This is a genomic window from Microcoleus sp. Pol12A5, assembly GCF_036701435.1.
In the GTDB taxonomy this organism is placed as follows: Bacteria; Cyanobacteriota; Cyanobacteriia; order Cyanobacteriales; family Microcoleaceae; genus Microcoleus.
Genome location: NZ_JAUBQU010000028.1, coordinates 33905 through 50360, shown reverse-complemented (window position 1 = coordinate 50360; position 16456 = coordinate 33905). Strand labels below are relative to the sequence as shown.

Below are 16456 nucleotides of genomic sequence, written 5' to 3'. Positions count from 1 at the left end.
CCTGTCTCACAGCGAAAGTCCTCTTTTAGAGGACTACAACAATTAATTTCCTTTTCATCACATTCTTCAGTCGGTTTTAACCGACTTTAGCTTTGAGGCAAGGGTTGAAACCCCTGTCGGAATGTCGGACTGTCGGAAAGTATAAACCTACTGGATTTGAGAGCACATATTGTCTTACCACAGGACAAACGCTCAATAGCATTTCATTCTCCTGTTCTTCTATTTCAACTAACGATCGCCTGCCCAAAGATTGCAGCCCGTTGAATAACTCCGAGGGCGATAACTCGGCATTTTGTACCAATTGCTCTATTGAAACTGGGCCTTGCTTAATCAGGGTATGAAAAAAATAAGTTGAAAATCCCCAAGCTTTGTCAATACTGGTTTCTATGACTGGCATATTTAGCCTTTCATACCGTAAACCAGCAACGCCTCTTATTCCTACGGACTACTGACTAATGACTTCTTTTACTGTACTTGAGAGCCGTGAGCGCGGGGGTCAGAGCTACTTGTTTTCACAGGTCCTGTGGGGGGAGTAAAATTAGAAACTTGACCGCCACCTTGGGCGTGTGGCAGAGGTTTTCCTGCAATTAAAGCTTCTAAGTTAGCTTCCATAATACTGCGCGGCATTTCGCCCATCGTTTCCGCAACGGGGCTGCCTTTATCATTCAAATAGACAAAGTGCGGAATGCCATCTACTCGATATTTGGTGATTTCTGGCAGCCATTTGTCATTGTCTACATTCAGCATCACAAAATTCATCGGTTCGGCGTATTTCTGTTTTATCTCGCTCAGATCTTTAGCCATTGCCTGACAGCTACCGCACCAATTAGCATAAAATTCCATGAGTGTCGGTTTGCCATTTACCAAAGCTGTTTCTAATGGCGTTGAAGCTTTTGCCATGTCGGTGAGGCTGCTTGACGGCGTTTGGGTTTGCAGCCCTAAGAAGATGGATATTGAAAGGGCGATCGCTGTTAACACGATCAATAAGTTTCTGAGGCGCGCGGCGACTTTTGTTTCGGGATTTTTGACTGCGGGGGCGACAGTTGACTTGGGCGAATTCTGGGTCATAAAATAAATTACGGTTTGATTTTTATGTTTTTATTTTAAATAATAGATTTAGATTATAGCACATTTTGAGATAATCAGACCCATCTCATAAAAATTTGTGCTAGCTAAAGGCAGTAATTAGACCAAGTGCGCTAAAACAGAAGATACCAAAGATTGTTTGTAAATTACCGAGGACTTGCAGGGTGAAAAAACGGGTAACACTGACGTTTCCGCAACGATCGATCCAAATGCCTGTTACCTATCGACTGGCAAAGGATTTTAATGTTGCCGCCAACATTATCCGTGCTCAGGTGGCTCCGAATCAAGTGGGCAAACTGGTGCTAGAGTTATCAGGGGACATCGACCAACTAGAAGCGGCGATCGACTGGATGCGATCGCAAAACATCGGCGTTTCCCTAGCTAGCCGGGAAATACTCATAGACGAAGATATCTGCGTTCACTGCGGTTTGTGTACTGGGGTTTGCCCGACCGAAGCCTTGACCCTTGACCCCGAAAGCTTTAAACTAAGTTTTGCTCGATCGCGGTGTATCGTTTGTGAGCAGTGCATCCCTACTTGTCCGGTGCAAGCTATTTCTACTAACCTTTAGGTCTTGTACAAACTCATCATGATTATCATGTTTTTTGCGTCGTGGTTCCACTAATTGTGCCATAGGATGAAAAAAAACTCTTGGGTTTCCCTAACACTACTTTTTGTTACTTATTTCACTTTTGGCTGGAAATTGTCTGAGTTTGATGTGCCCCCGCACCTAACTTGGTTTTTAGCCATAGCTTCAATTTTAGTGTTAGCTGTTGCCTTGTCGTTCCCGCTGAAAGGGATAAAAGCCTTAATAATGCGGTGGTTTTCCAGTGATATTGGTGCTTTTCTTTCTATTATTGTAGGAGCTTTCGTGGCCGTGGTAGTTTTTGCCTGGATGCACCTTTTTGCTACTTGCTTACTCTTGATTTCAGCCGGAGCTTTGGCAAGACTCGATATTCAAATATCTGGTTGGAAAAATTGGCGGGCTTTTGCGGTATTAGCTAGCATTTGTTTAACTGGTGTAGCGTTGGGCGGAGTCCTGGAGTTTTGGTTAAAAACAGGCAAGCTCGTATTCTCTTAATGAAGAACGGGAAATTAACCCAACAAAATTCTATAACTTGCAACGGATATTTAGCCGACAACTATCAGATAGCCCATCAATAAAAATACAGCTTACTTTTTTGAATTTCCCACTCGGATTAATTACCCGTTCCGCGCCGCAATCATAGCAGTTTTTAAGCCTAGTGAGGTATAGGTTGTCAATGATCGATTCTCCGTTTAGCGTTACTAATTCCTAATTACTAATTACCGACGAACCCGGAGTCGAAATCAAAACCCCTAGGGCTGTATTGAATTGTAGCGACTGTTGCTCAAAATGTTATTGCTAGGATCCCGCAAGTCCCGCAGCCAAAAACTCGATCGCAATAAAAAAGCAGCTTTCGGGAGCTGCTAGTCAGAATGCATGAGGTATTGTTCTTAGAATAGGACAGGTTGAATTAGATCGGTGCTGGGTTACATTTTTTGATACGGGAGAGTTGATGAGTGAATGGACGATCGTAAAATCGTCACATAGGAGGATAGCATTGATGCTAAATTTCCCGACAATCAAGTTAGCGTTTAACTGTCCTTGCGCCCTACAGCCCTTCAGCGGTGGGGCCCTTTTATTTTTAGGGAGAACTCAATAGCCGATTTTAACGCATCAGATGAGTCTGCCATTAGTTGTTGTATAAAATCTCGGCATCGCCACATCCTCATACATATAAAAGTTACGATTCACATCCACTCAAACCCGGTGGATTTCAAAATATTGGGTGGTTAAACGGACACACTGAGACAAAAATCAGTATTTTTACCGAAGTCATACCATTTTAGATTTTAGATTTTAGATTTTAGATTTTGGGAATGACTGATGAATCTGGTTGTTTGGAGCTTGTGTAGGGTTGCATTATTTTTGGGAACTAATACCAAAATTCCTCAGAAACCTGTTATTTTGTCAGCAACCCAATTTCTCAATGTATCAATTGAGATCGGGCCCGGTTTCTGGTTTGATAACTTTTTGGATTTCCTCCATCGCCCTAGTCGCGACTGCTTCAGGCCTTTCTCCCACACCAGCACAGACTCGGACATCTGCTTGAATGTAGAAACGCTCTCGCTCTTTCCAAAGGCTTTGCAGCTTAGATTTGATCTCGCCCTCCTGCAGTAGGGGTCGAGCGGTGTCCGAACGCAGTCGATCGTACAATTGATCTACAGGCACATCCAGCCAAACTACTACACCGTAGTGCAAGTAACCCCAATTCATCGATCGGGCCACAATGCCTCCGCCCGTAGCCACAACCGAATTTTGATAAGCAGACAATTCGCCGAGCACTTTACTTTCTAGTTCCCGAAAAGCCTCTTCCCCTTCTCGCTCGAAAATCTCAGCAATTGACTGATTAGCAACTCGAACAATTAGTTCATCAGTATCAAAAAAACGGTATTTTAATTTTCTTGCCAAAATCCGCCCTACCGTTGTTTTTCCCGCACCCATCATCCCGACGAGATAAATATTTACTCCCCTCAACCCCTCCACGGCCAAATCCTCCGATATTTTTCTATTTTTTCAGGTTAATCGAGCCGCCACTGGGGCTATCCTCGTCATCAAACTCATCACCCTCATCCAATCCCCAATCATCCTCTGCTTCTGCAAGAGGATTTATTTGTGCTTCATCAGCGGGTTTAGGAATCTCCCCTCCCGGAGGAACCAGCACTCGATACTCCGCATCGTATACAGACTCAGTTTGCCCCACCCCAGACTGGCTCGGATCTCGATAGCCGTAAGAATATACTGAGCCAGCCCAAGATTTGCTTTTCGGTTCCTGCTGAGCTTCGTAAGCCCTCGGATTTGCCGCTGGAACATCATTTACCTGCGGTCGATCGGGAAAATCGCGATCGTCCCCCCAATCGTCATCACCCCCTTGAGAGCCGGATTTTGAGCCATCTGAGACCCAATCATCCTCATCGTCTGCCGCTGCATAACTCCCCGGCTGAGCGTAATCCTTCGCCCCATCCGGGTTCGGAGTTTCTTGCAGGAAAGTCCGGGAACTGTAACCCGCCGGCGTACCGTAGTCTGTTCGGTAGGAACCAGCAGTCTGAGTTTGGCTATTTTCCCTATTCATATCCGGGTCAATTCCCTCTTTTCTAGGAGGGGGAGGTGGCGTGTAAGGTGTTCTCCTGTCCTCTGGGAAAGTATCGGGACGGCTGCGACTGTCGCGGCCGGTGCGGGTCCGCGTTGCAGATAGGTAATTTGAAAAAGCCAGCAAACCAGAAATCAATAAAGATGTGAGAGCTCCCACCGCCATGCTGAGCAAAATCCAAATAGATAAGGGCAAAGCAGGCGATCGAACTCCCAAAAATACCAGCGATAATGCCGGCTCCACATTTTGCAGGGCAAAAATAGTCAGCCCTACCACAATTACTAGCAAAAATACAGGTCGCATATTAAAAATATTGGTAATTGGTAATTGGGAACTTGTGCTGAGCGTAGCCGAAGTATTGCTAATTGGAAATTGCTAATTGAAACTAACACATCATCAATAACCAGTAACCAACTGTCAACTGTCAACTGTCAACTAACTCCCTTCTTCTTCCTTCCAGCGTTTGAGAGGAACGCAATCAATCCCCAACTGGTCTAAAGCGCGAGCCACCACAAAGTCTACCAAATCTTCAATAGTTTGCGGATTGTGATACCAAGCAGGAATCGCTGGTACAATTCTAGCTCCAGCTTCCGCCAAGGTAGTCAAATTCCGCAGGTGAATCAAGCTAAAAGGCGTTTCGCGAGGCACGAGTACCAATTTTCTCCCTTCCTTGAGCTGAACGTCGGCCGCCCTTTCGAGCAAATCCGAACTCAAGCCAGCCGCCAATTTGCCCAGCGTACTCATGCTACAGGGAATAACGATCATTCCTTGGGTGCGAAAGGAGCCACTAGCAATATTAGCACCGACATCTTGCCAGGGATGGCACCGAAGTTTACCCATTGTGGCTACTCCTGCTTGTTCCCGCCAGAATTCCTCTTGAAGCGTCGACTCTGCGGGCATTCTGGTGTTCTGTTCGCTTTGCCAAACCATGTAAGTAGACTTGGAAGCGACCAGTTCGATCGCGCGATCGGCTTCCAACAAATATTTCAATGTTCGCACCGCATAAATCAGTCCCGATGCACCAGTCACTCCTACAATTAGGGGGTAGTTATTCGTCATTAGTTATTTGTTACTTGTCGGTTGACTGTTGTTAGTAATTAGTTGTTAGATCAAATCTGTTAATATCGTAATTCTTCCTATCTCTATTTTCTTGATCTGCGTGAATCCATTGTCATCTGAGGTTAATACATTCTATTTTTTTACCGCCGAAGGCCGATTAACACAGATTAACGCAGATGAATTATAGAAATTGCGGTTGCACAGCCCGTAATTGTTTAGTTTTGACTGTATTTTACGCTAGACGATGCTATCGGATTGGATATTAGTCATTAATTGTTTATTGATGATTGCTTAGTATAGTTTGCCGCCCACTTCTAAATACTTAGTTGCCAGACAATGACAACTAAGTATTTAGAAAAGTTAACAGTTAACAGTCAACAGTCAACTGATTATTCATCATCATCAAAAGCTTGACTGCCACCGCCAACTGCAACTAAATCAATTTGCTGGCGGTAGTAGTCAACGCTCTTGACTTGAACTTCTACCCGATCGCCCAAACGGTACTGATTGCGGTTTTTGCGGCCCACCAGAGTTTGCTGGCGCGATCGATATTCGTACCAGTCATCCTTCAGCGAAGAAACGTGCACCAATCCCTCAACACGCAAGATGTCGCTCTCCGGCGGCCGCACCTCAATTTCCACAAAGAAACCGTAAGACTGTACACCTGTAATCAAACCCTGGAAAGTTTGCCCGGTGCGTTCTTTCATCAATCCGGTTTTCTTCAATCCCTGCAAATCGCTTTCAGCATCCTCAGCAACCCTTTCGCGTTCGGTTAGGTGTACTACTACCGATGCAAACTCCGTCTCAAATTCGTGGTGCAAATCTGGGGGGAGAACATTCCAAGTAATTTGACCGTGACAGGAGGAATGGTGCAAGTCAACTTTTTCCTTAGCCCGTGTTGTGCGGCTGCTGCGGCCTTGCTCGAACACCGCTTGCAACACCCGCAGTACCAGCAAATCGGCGTAGCGGGAAAGCGGCGAAGTGCAGCGCGTGTAACCCTCTGACAGCCCCAAACCGAAGTGGGGCTTGGGAGTGGTGCTGTAAACAGCGGGCTTCATGGTGTCTTCTAGCAGGTAGGTGAGAACTCTTTCGGACTTAAGGCCGGCAAACTGCTGGGTAAATCGCTGAAAGTCCAAGGGCAAAACTTCTTCTTCGGTTTCGAGATACAGTTCGCCTCCGAGGTTGTTGGAGAGTTTGATGAACTCTTGAATGTCTGCCGGGTCTGGCATCGGCTGGACGCGGTAAATTGCTGGGACTCCCAAGGCTTGCAGGTGAGTGGCGACGGCTTGGTTGGCAAGTACCACCAACTCGGACACAGCGGACTGCGCGGGGGGAGCGACTGCAAAAGCTCCTAATTCGCCTTCATCGTCGAAGTGAGAGTTAGCATCGGGCAAATTTAGTTCAAAAGCTCCCCGCTTCAGCCTTGTCTGTCTGGCTGCCTGTGAGGCGGCACCAAGTTGATCGAGGAAAGGACGGAGGGCGGAGGACAAAGGGTGCTCTTCGGCATCGCCTGGTTCGAGAATTGCTTGAGCTTGCTCGTAGGTGAGGTGGTAGTCAATTTGAATGACGCTGGTTTGAATTTCGTATTCTAGGAGTTCTCCTGATTCGTCGAGGGTGAGCAGTATGCTGAAGGCCAGCCGTTCGGTATCTGGCAGCAGAGAGCAGCGCTCGTTGAGGGTTTCTGGCAGTACGGCGATGATTTTTTCTCCCAGATGGGCGGCGGTGCCTCGCTTGCGGGCTTCGCGGTCGATCGGGGTTTCTGGCTGCACGTACTCGGCGGCGTCGCTGATGTGGATTCCTATTTGCCAGCGGCCGGGCTTCAGGGTTTCGATCGACAAAGCGCGTTCCACTGGCGGATCGGACAGGAATGATGTCGGATCGAACTCGTTTTCGGCTCCTCCCTCGGAGAGATTTTCCTCCTCAACTTGAGGGGCATCGTTTGCGCTCTTGGTTGTTCCCGGTTCGTTTTTGCTGAAGCTAACAGTCAGAATGTTACGCAAATCTAGGCGTTTTTTGATGTCGGTTTTTTTGACTTTGCTGGGCAAATTTTCGGCTGCTTTGATGACGGCGGCGGGGAACGATCGCGGCAAGTCGTGTTTGCAGCATACGATGTCGAGGTCGTCAGCGGCTTCGGCGTCGGAACCGAGTACCTGTACTACTTTGCCGACTGGGCGGTGCGTGCCCAGGGGGTAGCGTTTGACTTCGACGTGTACTAGGTGGTCGATCGCCTCTTGGAGATTTGTGCCGTTTGCGAGCAAGTCTAGTTCAAACAGCAGGCGATCGTCCAGGGGGATTGCTCTGTAGCTGACGCGGCCGGTGGGGGTGGCGGTTTGCTTGACTCGCGCCAGTACCGAGGGGTTGGCGCGTTCGAGGATGAGCATGACTTCGCCTTCGGGCGATCGGCGGCGGCTACCTTCTTTGATGATTTTGACTAAGACTCGATCGCCATTCCAAGCTGTCGAGAGGTGACTTTCCCGCACGTAAACGTCTTCTGAGCCTTCGGCGTCTTGAATTGCAAAGCAAAATCCTTTGCTAGAACAGCGCAGTTTTGCTTCTACTACGTCGTCTTCAGCTACTCGGCGGTAGCGGCCTTTGTCTTTGACTAATATGCCAATTTTCTCTAGAGCTTCTAATGCGATTTGAAGTTTGAGTTGACTGGTGGCGTCGTTGCAGTCGAGTTTTTTCTCCAATGCTTTTGGGGCCACTAATTTGTCTTCTGTAAAATTTGCCAGCAGTGCAGCGATAGAAAATTCCATGTAGCGATCGATCCTCTTGTTTCCAGCAATTAGTCTAATTTTGGCGAAATCAGCCGCACCCCCTCGGGCCCTCGTAGTGCCTGCTTCCCAACAAATGCGCGGGTTGATAGGTGGAGACGCGAGCACAGCCACCTTGTTTCATCGCGAGGTTTTTTTGAGATTCTCTCCCGACACCGGCTTGGTGCTAATTGTCTGCTGTCTGTCTTGAACTGACTGCTGACGGTGCAGACAAATGTCCCGCACGCTATTCCCCAATACAATTTTTTAGCGTTGGTTTATTTGCTTTTAGGTCAGCAGCGCCGAGCAATTCGCGAATTAGAAAGCCCCTGTCGGTTCTTAAAAGATGGCTCGATACTGAAAGCAACGGCTTGAGTCGAGGATGAGCCGATGGAGGGATGGAGATGGAGAAAATGTGCATTTCTTCCTTCTGCCTTGTTTCCTTCTGCCTTGTTCCTTCTTCCTTTTGAAGTGCCTCTTGCCTCTTGCTTTAGCAAAGAACTTACCGGATCGAGGCAAAATTGCTAGTAGCTCGCCGCTGCGATGCCCCTGTTTTTTTGCACGCGATCTGCCCTTGCGGACAGAGGTGCAACGAGCGGGTCGGGAGCAATCTGTGCTGTAGAAAGTGCAAGGTACACAAAACCGGAGACTTTTACTACTTTTGCTTAGTTGCTGTGTCATCTTCTATATATAGATAATGACGCCCGATGCTTGTTAGCTTAAACCGCTGGATGTGGCATGGGGTTTAGTGGCGTGTAAGGTGGCGCGGATGACTCACCTTTAATTTATTGTATGTTGAATAGGTGCTTTGAGAAAATTGTTTTCTCTAGGCTGTACTACACTTAAGTCATAAGCCCCTTCTGGTTTCGGGGTCAAAAAATTATGTTTGCTGAATTTCGCGCCCTTTATCCCGCTGGACAGTTAATCTGTGAGTTGCTGACTGTTCATCACGGTAAGTTTGTTGTTCGCTGTCTGGTTCAGGTTGACGGCAAAACTCTTGTTACGGCTATGTCGGCTGCTGAGTCTGTTGAGGATGCTGAAGACCGCGCCCGGTTGCGAGCGATCGCTATTCTTGGATTTGCTCAGCCCGCAAGTGCGATCGCGAGTGTTGCTGCTGTTCCCTCTCCTCCTGCTGTTCCCTCTCCTTCTGCTGTTTCCCCCGTTGCTGCTGTTCCCCCTCCCCCTCCTGCTGTTCTGGTTCCTGTTGGCCCGACAAGTGTTCCTCTTCCTGTTCTAGAAATGCCTGTTGTTGACAAATCGCCTGAAACACATCACAGCAATTTTGTCAAGACTGAAACGAAATTAAATGAAGAGCCGATCGCACCTGTACCGGAACCGCTGCCTCCAAAGGTCGATCGGACGGAGGCTACTGGATTTGTACCGAAGCAGTTAGACTCAGACGCTTGGCTTTCTTCTAGCTACGGCGAACCACTTCAGGAACTGGAGGTGCCGACTGCTAGCCAAAGTGAACTGCTACAGGGTGCGGCCGAAGTCAGGGAATTGCAACCGATCGCAGTGGGAATCCCCAGCGATGCGATCGAGGATAATTCTGATACGATCGCCGAAATAGACGCCATCCTCAAACGCCTGCAATGGAAGAAAAAACAGGAAAGCGACTGTCTCGAACAAAATTACGGCAAGTCGTCGCAGAGAGAGCTTTCTAGCGAACAGTTGGTAGATTTCCTAGAATATCTGGAAATCTACAGCAGAACTACTGAGGAAATCAAGCGGTTGGGCTGGACTCCCAACCAAGGAAAAGATTATCTCAAACAAGGTTATGGCAAAGAAGCGCGCCATTTCTTAAATCAAGTAGAATTGCTCGACTTTCTGCAATATCTCGAATCTTTGCCCTAGTAATTATGTAGGGTTTCTAGATGTTATGTTTTGTTAGAAAAAGCTACATATAGCAGTTTTCAATTGTATGAAATACAGTAGGAACACGGGACACTGTGCCGTGTCATGCGCCCCAGCATCTGTACTTCAATTAACAGAAAACTGCTATAGAGCAATCCTCGCATCCTTTGTGAATTTCTTACTCCCTCCCCTTGGTAAGGGGAGCGTTGGGGTGGGGTAAAAAATTTGCGACTCCTGCAAGGATTGCTAGATGACCGTTAAAAATTAAAAATCAAAAATGAGGAAATATTCTTCATTTTTGATTTTTAACTTTTCATTTAGACGACAGCGGCGATCGGGCGGCTGGCGGAAGGACGGCGATCGATCACTTGATCGACTAATCCGTAGTCCTTTGCTTCTTCAGCCGACATGAAGAAATCCCGTTCGGTATCTTCTTCAATGCGGGAAAGCGGCTGACCGGTATGGTTGGCAAGATGTTCGTTCAGGCGGCGTTTGTGGTACAAAATTTCTTTTGCCTGAATTTCAATATCGGTTGCTTGTCCTTGAGCTCCGCCTAGAGGTTGGTGGATCATAATCCGGGAGTGAGGCAAACTCATCCGCTTGCCTTTAGCGCCGGCACTCAACAGAAAAGCGCCCATGCTGGCTGCCAAACCGAGACAAATAGTGCAAATGTCGGGGCGGATGTGGTTCATCGTGTCAAAAATGCCCATACCTGCTGTTACCGAACCCCCTGGGGAGTTGATATAGAGGTAAATATCTTTCTCCGGGTCTTCGGCGTCTAAAAATAGCAATTGGGCAACGATCAGGTTAGCCAAGTCTGAGTCAACCTGTTGGCCCAAGAAGACGATGCGATCGCGCAGGAGTCGCGAGTAAATGTCAAAGGCGCGTTCGCCGCGACCGGATTGTTCTATAACTGTTGGGATCATTGACGCCTGCCTGCCTATTACGTATCTTTTTTTAATTTTAGCGATTAGGGCTCAGTTATAGTTAGCGATCGGGGCTTGCGATCGAGAAATCGGCAAAATCCTTGAACTGGGCGGGGTTGGGGCGGTAATTTGTGGAAGTTGTGGCGGGGGTGCGATCGGATTTCCGATCCAAGGGCGATCGAGGTTGAGGAAGCGGACATTAATAAACGTTAAATGTTGTTATGTGGCGATCGTATCATTGCGAGAACTTCCATCGCTCGATCGCCGCTGACACTAGCAAAATGGTCTAGAAACTCCGCAGGGCGAATCACCAACTTCGAGATCATCAAGCAGAATTTTCATCGGACGCGAGTGCCTATGGACACAAAATTTCCCCCTAAAATGTCGGGGTCGCTATGAACGATAGTAGCTGCCTATTGCAAAGAAAAGGTTGTGACATCAAGACAATCTTCCTCAGTCCAGGTATCACTTGGCTCGACTACAGCGAGATTTGGCTGTGATAACTCGTTGAGGATAAGAGTTGCCAAGCGCAGTCGCTCTGTTAGTGACAAAGTGCGGACAACTTGGATATAGATTTCCTGACCGGTAGTCGGCATAATACATCATCCTGCCTTGAAATTTAACCTAAACTGGTGTCTCGATCGGAAGATCAATCGCCCTTTTCTCATATCATTAGAAGTGCGATCGGCAATCCTTCCCTTGATGCCCTCCGCCGTTCGGGATTTGCCCTGACCCATTGAATCCTTTGCTGATAGGTAACATTTAAATGAATCAAACTAATGAATAAAGATTTTTGGCTTGAACAAATTAAAAAAAGAGAAGTTTTTGAAAAAGCCTATGTCTATGCTATTTACTACCAAATCAAAGAAGATGCCTACTGCAACTTTATTGAAATAGCTTACTACAGACAAAATAAAGAAAAATTATTTAAAGAAATTGAATCATCTCTGGAAAATCCCAGTTTGTATGAACCAGAAACTGCGTTTTCATTCTATCTACCAAAATCAGATATGTTCTTCAGAAGGATGATATACACTCCTTTCAAAGACTTAGTAATCAAATTTATTTTTGTATCTGTATTAGCTGAACTATTGGATTTTACGTTTGTTCACAATTGCTTTTCACATCGTCTTGATAGAAATATAAAAAATAAGATTTCCAAGAGATATTTATATATGCCTCACTATGCAGGATTTCAAGAGTTTATAGATTGGCAATTAGCCCAAGTCGAAAATAGCACTTGTCTGCTGAAAACCGACATATCATCTTTTTATGACTCTATATCTCATGAATATCTCCTGTCAGCAATTTCACAGAAACTAAACATAACTAATGAAAGTCATTTTATGATTCTATTTAGTAGGACATTGAAATTCAAAACTTGTTACTATTCAATGGTGGACGGAAAATTATGTGAAACATATAATAGCCAAGGTATACCGATAGGAAATTCAGCAGAAGGCTTTATAGCTAATATATTTCTTAATGAAGTGGATGAAGCATTATTCAACTTAGGTATAAATTTCGGCAGATATGTAGATGATTTTAGAGTTTTTACAAACAATAAAAGTGATTCATTAAAGGTCTTAATAATCCTACAAGAATTTCTTCTAAAAATAGGACTAAATTTGAATACTTCAAAAACCAAAATCATAGAAGCTCAAGAACAAATTATTAAATTCATTAAACATTCAAATAAAAGTGGGATTTATGGAATGCCCTTTCAAGAAGAGAGTTATAATGAAAGCAAGCAAGAAAAGAAGCTAGATAAAACCCAAATCATTAAAGAAATTGATTCTAAACAAGCAAGTGAGCAATATGAGAAATTATATTTTTCAAAATATCCAAAGAAAGTTATAAAAATCAACGATATTGATGATGAAGATAAAGCAAAAAACTTCTGTATTTTTTTGAATGGCATTAAATTAGGCGCGAAACTTGAAAATCAAGCATTTAGTCAGCAGATGGAATCTCTTTATATATTGTCCAAAAAATACCCAAAACATTGGAGCTATTACTCTTGGTTGTGGGTAAAATTTATATCACAAAATTATAGTAATGATATTCAAAACATCAGCCTTAAATATCTTTTTAAAGTATTTGATGATGAACTTGTTAATGTATTTATCAAAACTAGAATTATTCATCATCTGGTTAATTCACGAAAGGGGGGCTTACCCTATATAGAAAGAATAGGGATGAATCAAAAACTCCGAAATAGAATTATTGAACATATAACTAAGTTAATGAAAATCAATTGTATCGCATTGCAGTTGAATTGTATATATGCTTACTATTTGATGTTCAGAGACCGCGATCATCGACATTTGCAAGACTTTGTATCTCATAACTTAAAGCGTCCCATACCAAAACCGATCCAACAGGCTGTTTATCAGATAGGAACTTTATATGAAAATCATTCTCCAGGGTTAGCTTCTTTTGAAGAGATTTTGGAAGAGAGTGAAATAGAATATGAATCTGAAGGCTTGAATTCTCAGTAAAATTCCAATCTTAAAAGTCAATATCTCGATCGGGAGGTTCATAAACAACAAGAAAGCTTTTTGCTCTTGTTGCTCCAACATATCTGTCTGCGATATCCCAATTGCTTGGTATCAATTTCTTTTCTTTTTCAAAAAATAACATGATAACATCACTTTCTAAGCCCTTATACATCCCTATATTAGACCACTGAATAGTATTTTCATCTTTATTAAATGAATAGGGTTTAAGATCAAAACGATCGATATGCGAATATTGTGAAAGTATGGAATTAGATGATGGATACATATCAGTTAATATGACAATCTGATTGGGGAGAACATTATGATTATCCACTATATCTGTAATATCATTTTCTAATAAAATAAATATGTCGTCTGTATCTTCATATATCTGAGACACTACATCTCTTCCTTCCATTAAGGAACTCTTTATTGCATGATAACAGGAGACAAATGGCTCTGCATATTTGAATATCTTGTGAGTATTTCGACAGTTTTTCTCTAAAACAGTCGGGTGTACTTGAAGGGCAAGTTTATTTTCCTTTTTTGAAATTTTTTGATTGCTATCTTGGAAAATGTAGAAGATCCCATTATCAGGAATCAACTGTTTCAAATAGTTAGTTTCCTTAAACTCAAAATCTTGTCCTTCATCAAGGATAATTGCAGTAAAGTCAAATGTTAACTGAGATTTTATTGGGTATATTTCTTTAAAACTAGAAACTACACAGTACCCCCTTTTAATTTCATCTTGTAAAGAAGCAGCGAGATAAAGGGCAAGGTTATTAGATTTACAAACTACAAGTGTTTTAACCAGATGTTGGCATAACCTTCTTGCTTTTTCTATTGCCAATTGAGTCTTCCCTGAACCAGCACAGCCCAGAACAATGCACTCAGGATGTTGGGAAAGATTATTCAAGATATCGTATTGCTGTTGTGTTAATTGAAGAATTTCTTGGTTGTTTTCACCAATATCATTAACAATATATTTTTTGAACACTGTACTGGGAGATATGAGGTTAATGATTAAATCTGTCCGCTGATCTCCAAGTTTTGTAAAATGTCCCTTCCCTTTATAGCGATCAAAAACCGAAGATATCCACCCACTAATATTTCCTAACTGAGGACGTAAAAGTAATATCTCTTGAGGTGCTTCAGAGGGTAGATTGTTTACCACCTCATCAATATCAGGAAAAGCCACACAGTGTCCTCTACAAAAATCTTTATTTTTAAATTCGTTGTGTTTACTGAGAAAATCCAAAAACTTATACTTAATATCTCTGGCTTGTTTAAAAGGAGATATCTTCATCTTATTTTCGTACTGATACCAATCCATGTTTACAGGATCGTACCTTATCTCCCCTCCTTTGGCTTCTAGTATAAGAATTCCTTGCTCGGGATGAATAATGATGAAGTCAGCTTCCCTATCTTGAGGAATATATTTGATGTCCTGCCACCATGTTCCATGAAAAACAATGTAATCATCACTCAAATCTTTTTCAAAAATCTGGAAGAGAGTCTTTTCTGCCTTGCTCTTAGTTGTTGATGATAATTTTTGAGGAATCATTCTTGCCATAACTATTCACCTCTTCTATTTTTAGATGATTACTACTTTGTTGGTAAGTTTTTATATAATAGTAGTTGTAGGATAATTTTTATGGGTGTATACTACCGCAAAAGGCTTTTGTATGTCAAGCCCCACTAGCTACTACTTGCTATAGGAAGTCTGCCTTTCAAGTATCTGACACCTCGCACACTCCGATTTATGTAGATCGGGCGCTACCCAGAAAAGAGTTATATCCACTAGATACCAAACCACTCAAATTTTAATCGCCCAACGACGGCGGTACATTCCATACAAAATTAACCACCAAAATAATACCGCAGTCACCGCAAATGCTAGAGAACCATTCAGCGGCCCCGCCCACGGCACAAACCAGTTTTCATAAATCCAACTGTAAGTTGTTGGAGCATTTTCAGCAGTACCGATATGAGTTTTCAACAGGATTCTGGCGACAATACCGGAAGCAACAAACAGGAAAATAGCATTCAATCCCATGATTTCAAACGGTTTCCCCCATTTCCAATCCCGCACTTCAATTGTTTCGTAGCAAAATGCTAGCAATAACAACGCCCAACCAGCCGTAAAAACTACATAGGAACTCGTCCAAAGTTGTTTGTTGATCGGAAAGGAAAACCCCCACAAGTGGCCGATTACCACGCAACAGAGGCCGCCGATTGCTAAGTTGATACTGGTGCGCGTTTTAATTTGCTGTACTCGCAGCCATTCTCCGGTAAAGTAGCCTGTGAGGACTGTGACAACTGCGGGTAAAGTGCTCAACAGTCCTTCTGGATCGAAGGGGCCGCCTTTGTACAGGTGTTGGCTACCGAGAATTAGCCGATCGACATATCCCCCTAAATTTCCTTCTGGCGTGAGTTCGCCGGCAGTGTACCCCCCTACAGCAAATACGGTTAGTGCGCCCCAATAGCCCAAAAGCACGGCAACAGCGAGCAGTTTTTGATTGCGGGGGGAAAGGTTGAGAATGGCGATCGCACTGATGAAATAAGCTAAGCCGATGCGCTGCAATACTCCCATGATGCGGATTTTACCAAAGTTTTCGACCGGGGCGCTGTTGAGAAGTACGTCAAGGGCGATCGAAGATGTATTTAGCAGCAATCCTAATATAAATAGAATCGCGGCGCGGCGCACAATTCGCCAGTAAATATTTGAAGAAGGAAGAAGAAAAAAGGAAGAAGGAACAGGGTTTTTGGTGGATTCTGATTTTTCCTTTGTTTGTGTAATTTTTGAGGTTTCTATGCCAGTTTTTGGATAATTTTGAATATACTTAGGCAGCGAGAAAGACATCGCGCAGCCAACGATGAACAAGAAAAACGGAAATACTAAGTCTGTCGGGGTGCAGCCGTGCCATTCTGCGTGATCTAGCGGTGGATAAACGTGTTCCCAACTACCGGGGTTGTTGACTAGAATCATCGAGGCGATCGCAATTCCGCGAAAAACATCAAGGGATTTGAAGCGCATAAATTAAGTTATTTGTTCACTGTTCACTGTTCACTATCTTAGCGGATGCCCATTTCCTAATTCTTTTCA

At 44.1% G+C, this 16456-nt stretch carries 14 protein-coding genes; 4 read left to right on the top strand and 10 right to left on the bottom strand.

All coding sequences use genetic code 11. The features are described 5' to 3' along the window. Positions 1-76 precede the first annotated feature (76 nt). A complete protein-coding gene (locus QUA45_RS10380) occupies positions 77-397 on the bottom strand; it encodes a hypothetical protein (RefSeq protein ID WP_333098398.1) in 321 nt (106 codons plus the stop codon). Positions 398-465: 68 nt separating this feature from the next. Further along, complete coding sequence (locus QUA45_RS10375) at positions 466-1068, bottom strand: thioredoxin family protein (RefSeq protein ID WP_333098396.1); 603 nt, start codon at positions 1066-1068, stop codon at positions 466-468. 182 nt (positions 1069-1250) lie between these two features. On the opposite strand from QUA45_RS10375, the gene QUA45_RS10370 reads away from it, so the two are divergent. Both QUA45_RS10370 and QUA45_RS10365 read left to right on the top strand, forming a co-directional pair. Then, entirely contained in the window at positions 1251-1655 is a 405-nt protein-coding gene (locus QUA45_RS10370; protein ID WP_006635751.1) for an NIL domain-containing protein, read from the top strand. A 66-nt stretch (positions 1656-1721) separates the two neighbouring features. Beyond that, positions 1722-2165 carry a hypothetical protein gene (locus tag QUA45_RS10365; protein ID WP_333098395.1) on the top strand — a complete coding sequence of 148 codons (444 nt, stop codon included), beginning with the start codon at positions 1722-1724 and terminating at the stop codon, positions 2163-2165. Between the two features lie 936 nt (positions 2166-3101). Here the strand turns inward: QUA45_RS10365 and QUA45_RS10360 are convergent. The 4 genes from QUA45_RS10360 to QUA45_RS10345 form a co-directional block, all read right to left on the bottom strand. Then, on the bottom strand, positions 3102-3653 hold the full coding sequence (locus tag QUA45_RS10360; RefSeq protein WP_333098393.1) for a shikimate kinase: 552 nt from the start codon (positions 3651-3653) through the stop codon (positions 3102-3104). Between the two features lie 22 nt (positions 3654-3675). Continuing rightward, positions 3676-4560, bottom strand: a complete 885-nt coding sequence (locus tag QUA45_RS10355) for a LapA family protein (protein ID WP_333098391.1) — start codon at positions 4558-4560, stop codon at positions 3676-3678. 132 nt (positions 4561-4692) lie between these two features. Beyond that, positions 4693-5316: a flavin prenyltransferase UbiX gene (locus QUA45_RS10350; RefSeq protein WP_333098389.1), complete on the bottom strand. Its 624-nt coding sequence runs from the start codon at positions 5314-5316 to the stop codon at positions 4693-4695. A gap of 389 nt (positions 5317-5705) precedes the next feature. Beyond that, positions 5706-8072, bottom strand: coding sequence for a ribonuclease R family protein (locus tag QUA45_RS10345; protein ID WP_333098387.1), 2367 nt, complete (start codon positions 8070-8072; stop codon positions 5706-5708). Positions 8073-8951: 879 nt separating this feature from the next. Between QUA45_RS10345 and QUA45_RS10340 the strand changes: the two genes are divergently transcribed. Continuing rightward, positions 8952-9923, top strand: coding sequence for a hypothetical protein (locus QUA45_RS10340; protein WP_333098385.1), 972 nt, complete (start codon positions 8952-8954; stop codon positions 9921-9923). Between the two features lie 317 nt (positions 9924-10240). Here QUA45_RS10340 and clpP read toward each other — a convergent pair whose 3' ends face one another. After that, positions 10241-10849: an ATP-dependent Clp endopeptidase proteolytic subunit ClpP gene (gene clpP / locus QUA45_RS10335; RefSeq protein ID WP_006635758.1), complete on the bottom strand. Its 609-nt coding sequence runs from the start codon at positions 10847-10849 to the stop codon at positions 10241-10243. A 413-nt stretch (positions 10850-11262) separates the two neighbouring features. After that, positions 11263-11445 (bottom strand): hypothetical protein, encoded by a 183-nt coding sequence (locus QUA45_RS10330; protein ID WP_333220602.1) that lies wholly within the window; start codon positions 11443-11445, stop codon positions 11263-11265. A 183-nt stretch (positions 11446-11628) separates the two neighbouring features. Between QUA45_RS10330 and QUA45_RS10325 the strand changes: the two genes are divergently transcribed. Continuing rightward, the gene (locus tag QUA45_RS10325) at positions 11629-13350 is read left to right on the top strand and encodes an RNA-directed DNA polymerase (protein WP_333220600.1); all 1722 of its coding nucleotides are present in this window, start codon (positions 11629-11631) and stop codon (positions 13348-13350) included. A 10-nt stretch (positions 13351-13360) separates the two neighbouring features. On the opposite strand, the gene QUA45_RS10320 is transcribed toward QUA45_RS10325, so the two are convergent. Both QUA45_RS10320 and QUA45_RS10315 read right to left on the bottom strand, forming a co-directional pair. Next, entirely contained in the window at positions 13361-14923 is a 1563-nt protein-coding gene (locus QUA45_RS10320; RefSeq protein WP_333220598.1) for a nuclease-related domain-containing protein, read from the bottom strand. 243 nt (positions 14924-15166) lie between these two features. Beyond that, entirely contained in the window at positions 15167-16387 is a 1221-nt protein-coding gene (locus QUA45_RS10315) for a heparan-alpha-glucosaminide N-acetyltransferase domain-containing protein (RefSeq protein ID WP_333220596.1), read from the bottom strand. Positions 16388-16456: the final 69 nt, after the last annotated feature.

Excerpts from the sequence above, each read along its gene's own strand:
- QUA45_RS10350 (WP_333098389.1), bottom strand. The coding sequence starts at position 5,316 with ATGACGAATAACTACCCCCTAATTGTAGGAGTGACTGGTGCATCGGGA.
- QUA45_RS10345 (WP_333098387.1), bottom strand. The coding sequence starts at position 8,072 with ATGGAATTTTCTATCGCTGCACTGCTGGCAAATTTTACAGAAGACAAA.
- QUA45_RS10330 (WP_333220602.1), bottom strand. The coding sequence starts at position 11,445 with ATGCCGACTACCGGTCAGGAAATCTATATCCAAGTTGTCCGCACTTTG.
- clpP (WP_006635758.1), bottom strand. The coding sequence starts at position 10,849 with ATGATCCCAACAGTTATAGAACAATCCGGTCGCGGCGAACGCGCCTTT.
- QUA45_RS10355 (WP_333098391.1), bottom strand. The coding sequence starts at position 4,560 with ATGCGACCTGTATTTTTGCTAGTAATTGTGGTAGGGCTGACTATTTTT.
- QUA45_RS10340 (WP_333098385.1), top strand. The coding sequence starts at position 8,952 with ATGTTTGCTGAATTTCGCGCCCTTTATCCCGCTGGACAGTTAATCTGT.
- QUA45_RS10365 (WP_333098395.1), top strand. The coding sequence starts at position 1,722 with ATGAAAAAAAACTCTTGGGTTTCCCTAACACTACTTTTTGTTACTTAT.
- QUA45_RS10380 (WP_333098398.1), bottom strand. The coding sequence starts at position 397 with ATGCCAGTCATAGAAACCAGTATTGACAAAGCTTGGGGATTTTCAACT.
- QUA45_RS10375 (WP_333098396.1), bottom strand. The coding sequence starts at position 1,068 with ATGACCCAGAATTCGCCCAAGTCAACTGTCGCCCCCGCAGTCAAAAAT.
- QUA45_RS10320 (WP_333220598.1), bottom strand. The coding sequence starts at position 14,923 with ATGGCAAGAATGATTCCTCAAAAATTATCATCAACAACTAAGAGCAAG.
- QUA45_RS10315 (WP_333220596.1), bottom strand. The coding sequence starts at position 16,387 with ATGCGCTTCAAATCCCTTGATGTTTTTCGCGGAATTGCGATCGCCTCG.
- QUA45_RS10325 (WP_333220600.1), top strand. The coding sequence starts at position 11,629 with ATGAATAAAGATTTTTGGCTTGAACAAATTAAAAAAAGAGAAGTTTTT.